The organism is Syntrophothermus sp. (assembly GCF_013314835.1).
Classification (GTDB): domain Bacteria; phylum Bacillota; class Syntrophomonadia; order Syntrophomonadales; family Syntrophothermaceae; genus Syntrophothermus; species Syntrophothermus lipocalidus.
The window spans coordinates 63,965-72,489 of record NZ_JABUEX010000007.1 but is presented as its reverse complement, the minus strand read 5'-3'; the positions used below and the strand labels follow the sequence as shown (position 1 = coordinate 72,489).

Annotated in this window: 10 protein-coding genes; all 10 read right to left on the bottom strand. The window is 50.6% G+C overall.

The window, feature by feature from the left end; translation table 11 throughout:
• Positions 1-7: 7 nt before the first annotated feature.
• The 10 genes from HPY90_RS04035 to HPY90_RS03990 are packed head-to-tail and all read right to left on the bottom strand — an operon-like array spanning position 8 to position 8,515.
• Positions 8-460 (bottom strand): DUF6115 domain-containing protein, encoded by a 453-nt coding sequence (locus HPY90_RS04035; protein WP_287191430.1) that lies wholly within the window; start codon positions 458-460, stop codon positions 8-10.
• Positions 461-470: 10 nt separating this feature from the next.
• Positions 471-797, bottom strand: coding sequence for a hypothetical protein (locus tag HPY90_RS04030; protein ID WP_287191426.1), 327 nt, complete (start codon positions 795-797; stop codon positions 471-473).
• Between the two features lie 23 nt (positions 798-820).
• A complete protein-coding gene (locus HPY90_RS04025; protein ID WP_287191422.1) occupies positions 821-2,221 on the bottom strand; it encodes a FapA family protein in 1,401 nt (466 codons plus the stop codon).
• A 30-nt stretch (positions 2,222-2,251) separates the two neighbouring features.
• Positions 2,252-3,028 carry a FliA/WhiG family RNA polymerase sigma factor gene (locus tag HPY90_RS04020; RefSeq protein ID WP_287191420.1) on the bottom strand — a complete coding sequence of 259 codons (777 nt, stop codon included), beginning with the start codon at positions 3,026-3,028 and terminating at the stop codon, positions 2,252-2,254.
• Positions 3,029-3,514, bottom strand: a complete 486-nt coding sequence (locus HPY90_RS04015; protein ID WP_287191451.1) for a chemotaxis protein CheD — start codon at positions 3,512-3,514, stop codon at positions 3,029-3,031.
• Positions 3,514-4,140, bottom strand: a complete 627-nt coding sequence (locus tag HPY90_RS04010; RefSeq protein WP_287191417.1) for a chemotaxis protein CheC — start codon at positions 4,138-4,140, stop codon at positions 3,514-3,516. Before HPY90_RS04010 ends, HPY90_RS04015 begins: the two co-directional genes overlap by 1 nt.
• A 51-nt stretch (positions 4,141-4,191) precedes the next feature.
• Positions 4,192-4,650 carry a chemotaxis protein CheW gene (locus HPY90_RS04005; RefSeq protein WP_013175160.1) on the bottom strand — a complete coding sequence of 153 codons (459 nt, stop codon included), beginning with the start codon at positions 4,648-4,650 and terminating at the stop codon, positions 4,192-4,194.
• Positions 4,651-4,669: 19 nt separating this feature from the next.
• Positions 4,670-6,745, bottom strand: coding sequence for a chemotaxis protein CheA (locus HPY90_RS04000; RefSeq protein WP_287191413.1), 2,076 nt, complete (start codon positions 6,743-6,745; stop codon positions 4,670-4,672).
• A gap of 19 nt (positions 6,746-6,764) precedes the next feature.
• Entirely contained in the window at positions 6,765-7,844 is a 1,080-nt protein-coding gene (locus tag HPY90_RS03995; RefSeq protein WP_013175158.1) for a protein-glutamate methylesterase/protein-glutamine glutaminase, read from the bottom strand.
• Between the two features lie 20 nt (positions 7,845-7,864).
• Positions 7,865-8,515: a flagellar brake protein gene (locus HPY90_RS03990; RefSeq protein ID WP_287191409.1), complete on the bottom strand. Its 651-nt coding sequence runs from the start codon at positions 8,513-8,515 to the stop codon at positions 7,865-7,867.
• Between the last annotated feature and the right edge of the window lie 10 nt (positions 8,516-8,525).

Below are 8,525 nucleotides of genomic sequence, written 5' to 3'. Positions count from 1 at the left end.
ACTCCTATCAGCTGCAAGCTTCTTTTCTGCGATGAAGGTCGAGAATAAGCTGAACCTCGCCTTGCCCTCGGCCTAATACCTCCGCAATCTCCTGCACTGTCAACCCTTGTTCTTTCAACCGCGGGACGACGAGATAAGGATGAGCCCGCCTGAGGTCCTCGATACTGAATGGTAAAGGCGTTCTCCCAGCCTTTGCTTTGTCTGCGTGGTGTTCTTTCCCGGCACCATTCACAATTTCAGCCCGTTTTATTCTTTCGTCCAGCGACTGTGCCAAATTCCGAGATAACAGTACAGCGTTCTCCATAGCCGCTTCCAGGTCTTTCTTAACCAGTACGGCTTCATCCAACACATCTCTCATCTCGGAGGTAAACTCCTTTACAAACCTATCCTGTTGAAGAACACTGTATAACGCAGTCACAATTAAGGCGACAGCCGTCACCATCAATACCAACCAACTCAAAAACGCCACCTCACGCCTTAATGTCAATCCTGCCGCCAAGCCCGGGGCTTTCCCACAATGGCCCTTGTTCTAATTTATTCTCTTCATTTTCTGTTTTTCCTGCCGCAGCCTGCCGTTTTTTGTCCTTTTTTCCCTTTTCTTCGCGTTCGCGGATCAGGGCTTTCTGTCCCTCCAAAGAAGGGTTGATCGTGTTCTCATTCCGTACCGTCTGTTGAAGTAGCTGGGCCGTAAGCTCCTGTTGCTGGTTTTGATTGGCTTGTTGTTGATTATGCTGTACCCTCGCTACTTCGCTCGACCGCGGAATCAGCACCTGCAGGTCAACCGTACGAACCGTCATATCACCGCCCCCCTTGCAGGCCTCTAGACAGCAGAAGTCAGGCGAATATCCCCGCTTTCCAAAACGAACATAGCGTTTTTAATGGGATCGTTAACCGTGTACATGGCTTTGCCCATACAGACGTGGACGCCAGGATACACTACATCGAACACCTTTATCCTGCCGTGTTGTGATCGATTAAACTCTTCTTCCAAAGCCTTGTAACGCTCCTCCATCTGTCTCACCTCAGCCGCCAAAGCCTTGTAATCCTGAAGCATTTTCAGCAGAGCCAGGCGGCGTTTATCCGACAGGTTCTCGGCTAATAAGCCTTTTTGTAGCACCTGAAGGTTTTGGGCCATGGTTTCAAGAGACTTCTTCTTTTCCCGGTACTCTTTGGCCAAAACCCGGTACTCTTCGCGTAGCAGGGGATCGGTGCCGACCTCGAGAACGGTTTGAGTAGCCAAAGACGACCCTATCACCCGGGCCGATATCTCATCTCTGGCCTGAACGTGTCCCCCGACAATCGCCCCTTTCTTACCCTCGGCCCTTACTGTTCTCCCGGCAGATACGCGGGCCTGAATAATCGAATCGGTCGCCACAACGTCCTGGCCGGCAATAACGCGGGCATTCTCAATGTACCGGGCCATTACGCTGCCTTGCGCTTGGACCAGAGCACGGTCCGCTCCCGCGATACCCTGTCGGACCAAGATATTGCCTCCCGCTTCTACCGTAGCCGCTTCGACAACGCCGTAGATCTCGACATTCCCCCCCGCTCTCACCTTAAAACCGCTGGTAACCGCTCCTCGAATAACCACATCACCGACAAAATCTATGTTACCCGAAGCGAAATCGACATCACCGCCGACCTCATAAACCGGCTCCACCGCGATCTTATCTTCCACCACCCGCACGTGACCGTCGATAGTGCTATACAGATTATGTCCGGTTTCGTCGAGCACCGTGTTTCTCCCTCGACGGATAATCGCCGCCTTGCCGGGCTTAGCCGGAACCGGCTTGCCCGTGACCGTCATGCCGGGTGTTCCTGGAGTTGGGTCTAGCTTAACCGCCAACAACTGACCTTTCTGCACGTTTTGGATAAGGTTGAGGTTACGGTAATCAACCCTGCCGTTAGCCGTTTCTGCGGGCCCTGTCTTTTCCGCTATCGAAAACTTGTATTCCACTCTACCATCTTGTCCGTTTACCGGAGGAGTCCCCTGAGCTATCAATACCAGCCGACCCCAGCTTCCAGGGCTCAAAGCCTCCCTTACCTTAAGAGGGTCAACACCGTGTACCACCCCGGATTGAGCGACAAGCTCTAGCACTTGCTCATACCCAACCTCAACCGTTCCCTCCGGTCCTGGTTCTACAATCAGATACGCTGTCATTTCATCTGGGGATACTCGAACCTTCACCGACAAACTCTTGGCCTCAATTGATTCCGCCACTGTCTCCCCCCTTTTACTTTGAGGGTATCGCTAAAAGACGTCGTTTTTTTTCTTTCCCAGCCGCCCTCTCAGTCTCAGAATAGCCTTGGTATGTAGCTGCGAAATCCGGGACTCAGACAGCCCCAGCACCTCACCGATTTCCTTCAGAGTAAGTCCCTCATAATAATACAGCGTTACGACCGTCCTTTCCTTTTCCGGCAATAAAGCAATGGCTTCAGCCAGCAATCGTTTGGATTCTTCGAATTCGATGAGTTCCAGTCCATCTTCTGCCCGCTCGTCTTTAATGACGTCGGCGATACGTTTGTTCTTATCCTCTTCATCCCCGGGTATAAGATCTTCTAAGTATATTATCGTCGCCAGATTAACTTCTTTCAATAAATTCTGAAATTCTGGTATAGACATCCCAAGTTCACAAGCCATCTCCTCATCCGTAGCCGCCCGGCCCAAGCGATGTTCCAACAAACAATAAGCCTTCTCCAACTCCTTGGCCTTGTGCCGTAAAGACACAGGTATCCAGTCCATAGCCCTTAACCCGTCGATGATTGCGCCTTTTATCCGGGCCAAAGCATACGTTTCAAACTTCACTTTTCGTTTCGGATCAAAACGGTGGACGGCATCGATAAGCCCTTCTATGCCATACGATATGAGTTCGTCGAGCTCTACTTGATGGCTTGACAAATTCGGAAATAACCGCGCGGCTATGTATTTGACTAACCCGGCATAATGAAGAATCAATTCGTCCCTGGCTTCAATATTTCCCTCATCTTTGTACTGAGACCATAACTCCGAAAGGTCTTTCGAGGCCATCTATATAACCCGCTCCCCGTGCCCGATGGTCTTCACCAACAAATCCCCGGTTTCGGTATCGAAAACGATAGTACGGCCGAAGTTCCCGCCCGTGTCTTTGGCCACCAGTTTGATGCCATATCTCCTGAGGTTTTCCTCTACGGCTTGAACGTTGCGTTCACCTATCCTCATAATGTCACTGTCTCCCGCGAAGCGAAACATTTGAGCCCCGCCCGCTATTTTAGCTGTAAACCGAGTTCGGTTACCCCCGGCTTTCTCCATTACATCCACCAGCATATCAAGAGCCGTATCGGCAAATTTAGCCCGGTTTTCGACGTTTTTCGCCTGAAGACCGGACGGCAACATCACGTGAGCTAATCCTCCCAGTTTTGCCGTTTTATCATACAAACACACCCCAACGCACGAACCCAAACCGGCGCTCATGAGTTTATCCGGAGCTCTTGCCACTTTGAGATCCGCCATGCCTACTTGGATAATCTGAGCCATCATCCGTTCACCCCAAGTGCAGAAAGTATCATTTCCAGTGCTCCCGGTTCAGGTAGAACAAAAAAGTGACCAACGACGTCTTGGCCCTCTTTTTTAAACTCCGTTTCGAGCATAAGCACGTAGTCCCCTATCGCTCCGAACTGTGCCAATACCGCATTGAGAATGGCTCCAGCCATATCCATGCCTAATGCCGGGACCGAAGGTATGAGGGTGAGCCCTGTAAACATAGCCAGAGCGTTTAAATAAGTAGACGCGATTATGTTGCCTACCTCCTGCAGAGCAGAAACCTCAATCTCATCCAGGGTCTGAGTGACACCCAAATTCCTTCCCATCAACATGTCCACCAGATGCAAAGCGTTTTCTACTGGCATTACAAACAAGATGCTTGCCCTGGCTGACCCGGTGACACCCAGATAAACCCCAACCACGAAGCGGTCGGCTCCCCCTGCCAAATCCGGGACTTCTCCAAGAGGCAAAATGTTCACTCTGGGTACCGTCATCTCGATCTTGCTGTTTATCATCTGGGCTAAGGCTGTGGCAGCGTTTCCCGCCCCGATGTTCCCTACTTCTCGCAGTGCGTCTAATTGCAGTCCCGAAAGCTGGTTAAAATCACTGATCAAGCACATCACCTCTTCCCATTACCTGGAACGTTTCTTTCCGGATCTTGGACATCGACCTCAGATTTCCAGTAGCTTTGCTAAGTTCAGAAGGATGATCAGCCTCCCATCCATTTTCCCGACTCCGCTTATAAAATCGGCATCAAGAGAACCATACACCCGCGAGGCTTGTTCGATGTCAGTAACCTTAAGTCTTGACACCTCTGTAACCTCATCGACAATGATTCCGGCCCGTATATCCTGATATTCGAAGACTATTATCCGGGTTTCCTCGGTTTTCTCTAACTTTCCTAGCCCGAAACGCTTGTGAAGATTAATGAGAGGAATCACGTTGCCCCGTAAATTAATTACCCCTTCGATGCAGTACGGGGCCTTCGGAACCCGAGTAACGCGCAGCAGTTTGTTTATTTCTTGCACTGAGAGGATGTCGACCGCGTACTCCTCTTGTCCTAATTTGAAGACCACAACCTGAATTTCTTCTGTACTGGTAGCGTTTTGGTTTTCAGCTAACAATTCCATCCCGCTTCACCGTCCTTTGCTAAAAAAGTGTACCGACGTCCAGAATCAGAGCTACTTGCCCGTCTCCCAAGATGGTGGCTCCTGCCAGCCCTCCAATACCACTGAGAAGCTTACCTAACGACTTAATTACGATGTCTTGCTGCCCAATAAGGTTGTCGCAGACCAGCCCCGTACGCTTGTCTCCCTTTCTCACCACCACGACGTATACGGAATCGTCAGCTCCCTGTTCTTTCGGTACCTGTAACAGCTGATGTAGCCGGGCCAAGGGCAAGACACTGCCCCGCAGCAAAACCACCTCTTGGTTCTGGACCAGTTTTATCTCGTCACGGCTCAACATCGTAGTCTCGTCAACCGAACCCAAAGGGATGGCGTAGGTTTCATCTCCAACCCCAACCAACAAGGCTTGAATAATAGCCAGAGTCAGAGGCAGCCTTATACGGAAGATAGTTCCTTTCCCCGGCTGGAACTCCACGCTAATATCACCATTTAAGGACTCGATCTTGCTCTTTACCACGTCTAAGCCCACCCCGCGCCCAGAAACGTCAGTCACGTTTTCTGCCGTGCTGAACCCGGGCCTGAATAAGAGCGAAATGGCACTGTCCGCGTCCATCTGCTCCGATTCCTTTGGAGTAATCATCCCCTTCTCTAACGCCTTCCTTTTGATATCCTGAACGCTTATGCCTTTACCATCATCGATGACTTCTATGAAAACATTATTACCCTCATGCCGGGCTGAAAGCTTTACCAAGCCGATTCGGGGCTTGCCCAGCGCCACCCGTTCTTCGGGGATTTCCAAACCATGGTCGATTGCATTGCGGAGCAGGTGCATTAAGGGATCGCCTATCTCATCGATTACCGTTCTATCCAGCTCAGTCTCTTCCCCTTCGAGAATGAAATTGACCTCCTTCTCCAATTCATGGGCCAGGTCTCTGACCATACGCGGGAAACGATTAAACACCTGTTTGATAGGTACCATCCTGACTTTCATAACTTCGTTTTGAAGGTCAGTGGTGATGCGATCAATCTGCTCGATGGTTTCGTTCAGTTCGGTTATCTTCTGGGATTGACCGATCTGCTCCAAACGCCCTTTGTTGATAACCAGTTCTCCTACGAGATTCATCAGGTTATCCAATCGCCGGATGTCGACCCGGACGGTTTGCCTGATTTTCTGGACCCTTTCTTGAGTCGGGCCAGAATCCCCAGCTATATCTGAATCTTTGGTCGGCTGCTTGGATGATTCCGTTGTTGTCACCTGACCCGTTTTAACGGATGGGGGTGCAGTGTAAAATGCACCAGCGTTAAGTTTCTGTATGTCGGCAACGCGAATCTCCGATATCTGCTCCAACCGAGAGCGGATATCGTCTTCTTCGGCCTTCGATACCAGTATGACCTCGAACCCCTCCCCGTACCGTCCTTCGTCCAGTTCCTGGGCCGGTGGATCGGATTTGATGACATCTCCATCCTCCTCCAAGGCTTTGAAAACCATAAAGGCTCGAACCTGTTTCATTAGGCAGTCTGGGTCCACCAACACCTTTATATAAAACACGTTCAGCTGTCGGGCAAACGCCTCGCGTATCACCGCTAACTCGTACTCGTTCATGTCCGGCACTATAGGAGGTTCGGATGGCTCTGGTTCCAACGCTTCTGGCGACACAGGTTCCGCTATGGCTGCAGCGTGTTGCACTCCCGTCTCTTTTTCCTCTACCAGTTCCCGGTTTCTTATCTGGTCGAGCAGGTCAACCAGGTCAGAACTGTTGATTCCCCCAGACCCGCCTTCCCGGATGTTATCCAGCATCAACTGCAACCTGTCCAGACACCTAAACAAAACGTCAACCGTAAAAGTATCGGCTGACAGCTCGCCTTCTTTCAAATCGTCCAAGACGTTTTCCATGTGATGGGTGAGGTCTGCCATGTCGTCAAACCCCATGGTAGAAGACATACCCTTCAAGGTATGAGCCGACCGAAAAATCTCATTGAGAACGCTCAAATCGTCCGGCTTTTTCTCCAATTCCAGTAGTTTTTGGTTCATGTTGTCCACATGTTCCCTGCTCTCGTCTAGAAACAGATCCAGGTACTGAGACATATCCATGTTCATAAGACGACCACCTCCGAACCTATAACATTCTTTGAATCTCCTGGGCAATCTCGGGCAAAGGAACCACCTTGTCCACCTGTCCAGTCTCTATCGCTGCTTTCGGCATCCCAAAGACTATACAGGTTGAGGAATCCTCCGCTATAATCTTAGCCCCTCTCTTTTTCAGGTGTATCACTCCTTTGGCTCCGTCCTGGCCCATGCCGGTCATTATTACTCCCACAATATGTCCCCAGAAACTCCTGGCCACCGATTCGAACATGGCGTCAACCGAAGGGCGATGACCAGACACAGGGGGATCAAAAGTAAGATTGACCAAAAGCCGGCCAGGCCCGGTTTCCTTATCAGTCATCACCAGCAGGTGATAGTCACCAGGGGCTATGTAGGCTGTTCCCGGAGCAATGACTTCTCCATGCTCGGCTTCCTTAACTCTAAGGCCCGATATCCCGTCAAGTCTTGCTGCCAAGGAGGCGGTGAATCCCGGTGGCATGTGCTGAACAATTAATACCCCTGCTTCAAGATCACCCGGCAGGCGGGGAATAACCTCGTGCAAAGCTTTTGGTCCCCCGGTCGATGTGCCGATCAACACCAGTTTTTCAAGACGACCGCCAACAGGCCTGGAAAGAGGTATCCCCGGACTTACCGGTCTTGCGACCGAACCCAAACTGCCCGCCCCCGAAAATAACCTCCGTATCTGAGGCCGGGCCAAAGCCGCTATCCTGACCTTACGCACAATGTCTTCGCTCACTTTGGCGATATCGAGGGAAATAGTACCCGAAGGCTTCGGCACAAAGTCTACAGCCCCTAACTGCAAAGCTTTCATGGTCATTTCGGCTCCATTTTGGGTCAGACTGCTGAGCATGACTACCGGTACCGGGTCAGTTTCCATGATTTTTTTCAGAGCCGTAATACCATCCATAACCGGCATCTCGACATCCAAGGTGACAACATCGGGGCCCAATTCTTGAGCTTTTTGCAGGGCCTCCTCTCCATTGCGGGCAACGCCGACAACCTGCATATCGTTCTGGCTATTGATGATGTCGCTTATGACTTTTCTCATAAAAGCCGAGTCATCAACTACCAGTACTTTAATCTTCTTCATGCGATGTTCACCCCTCTTGCCTAATAAAGGCCTTTCTTGAGGCGTTCTCTCTGTACTTCAAAAATGAACTTCACCAGAGCGTCTCTCTGTCCTTCTTTTATGTCCACGAATTCGCATGCTACTCGGTATCCTCTGCTCTCTTTTTCTTCCGGTGGCACTATCCTGCGCACGATAGCCGGGCTAATAAACGGCTCCCTTTCTGGCAACTCCAGCCTTATACGTATTCGGCTTCCTATCCTCAACCAGTCTGCCCGGGTAACGAACAGTACGCCGCCCCCACTGAGATTTAAAGTTCGCCCCTCTTCCACTTTCTCGAACTGGCCATCAGAAAAATAAAAAGTTACAGGCAAACCTATCTCGATCCTTACCCAGTTCCGACGTTGTACTTTTTCCACGTCCTGGGAATGGGCCAAAACCACTACCGGAACCCGGTTTTGTCTACGAGCGATAATGTCTGTTTTAAGGCAATACACCTCCTGGTCTTGCATGAAGTAGACCCTCACTACATCCCCAATCCTCAGGGGAATGAGTGCCCCGTGTTTTATAGGAACTGCCAGACAAACCCCTTCTTCAACTACCTCTTCTACCCGGCTTGGATAAACCCCTTTATAAGCTGGCATGTCAGTTTCAATTTCTACCAACTGGTTAATCCTTAAATCTCTGGAATCCAATTCCTTTCCT

Coding starts and splice junctions, on each gene's coding strand:
- HPY90_RS04015 (WP_287191451.1), bottom strand. CDS start 3,514: ATGGCTCAGATTATCCAAGTAGGCATGGCGGATCTCAAAGTGGCAAGA.
- HPY90_RS04000 (WP_287191413.1), bottom strand. CDS start 6,745: ATGAACATGGATATGTCTCAGTACCTGGATCTGTTTCTAGACGAGAGC.
- HPY90_RS04020 (WP_287191420.1), bottom strand. CDS start 3,028: ATGGCCTCGAAAGACCTTTCGGAGTTATGGTCTCAGTACAAAGATGAG.
- HPY90_RS04030 (WP_287191426.1), bottom strand. CDS start 797: ATGACGGTTCGTACGGTTGACCTGCAGGTGCTGATTCCGCGGTCGAGC.
- HPY90_RS04005 (WP_013175160.1), bottom strand. CDS start 4,650: ATGGAATTGTTAGCTGAAAACCAAAACGCTACCAGTACAGAAGAAATT.
- HPY90_RS04010 (WP_287191417.1), bottom strand. CDS start 4,140: ATGTGCTTGATCAGTGATTTTAACCAGCTTTCGGGACTGCAATTAGAC.
- HPY90_RS03995 (WP_013175158.1), bottom strand. CDS start 7,844: ATGAAGAAGATTAAAGTACTGGTAGTTGATGACTCGGCTTTTATGAGA.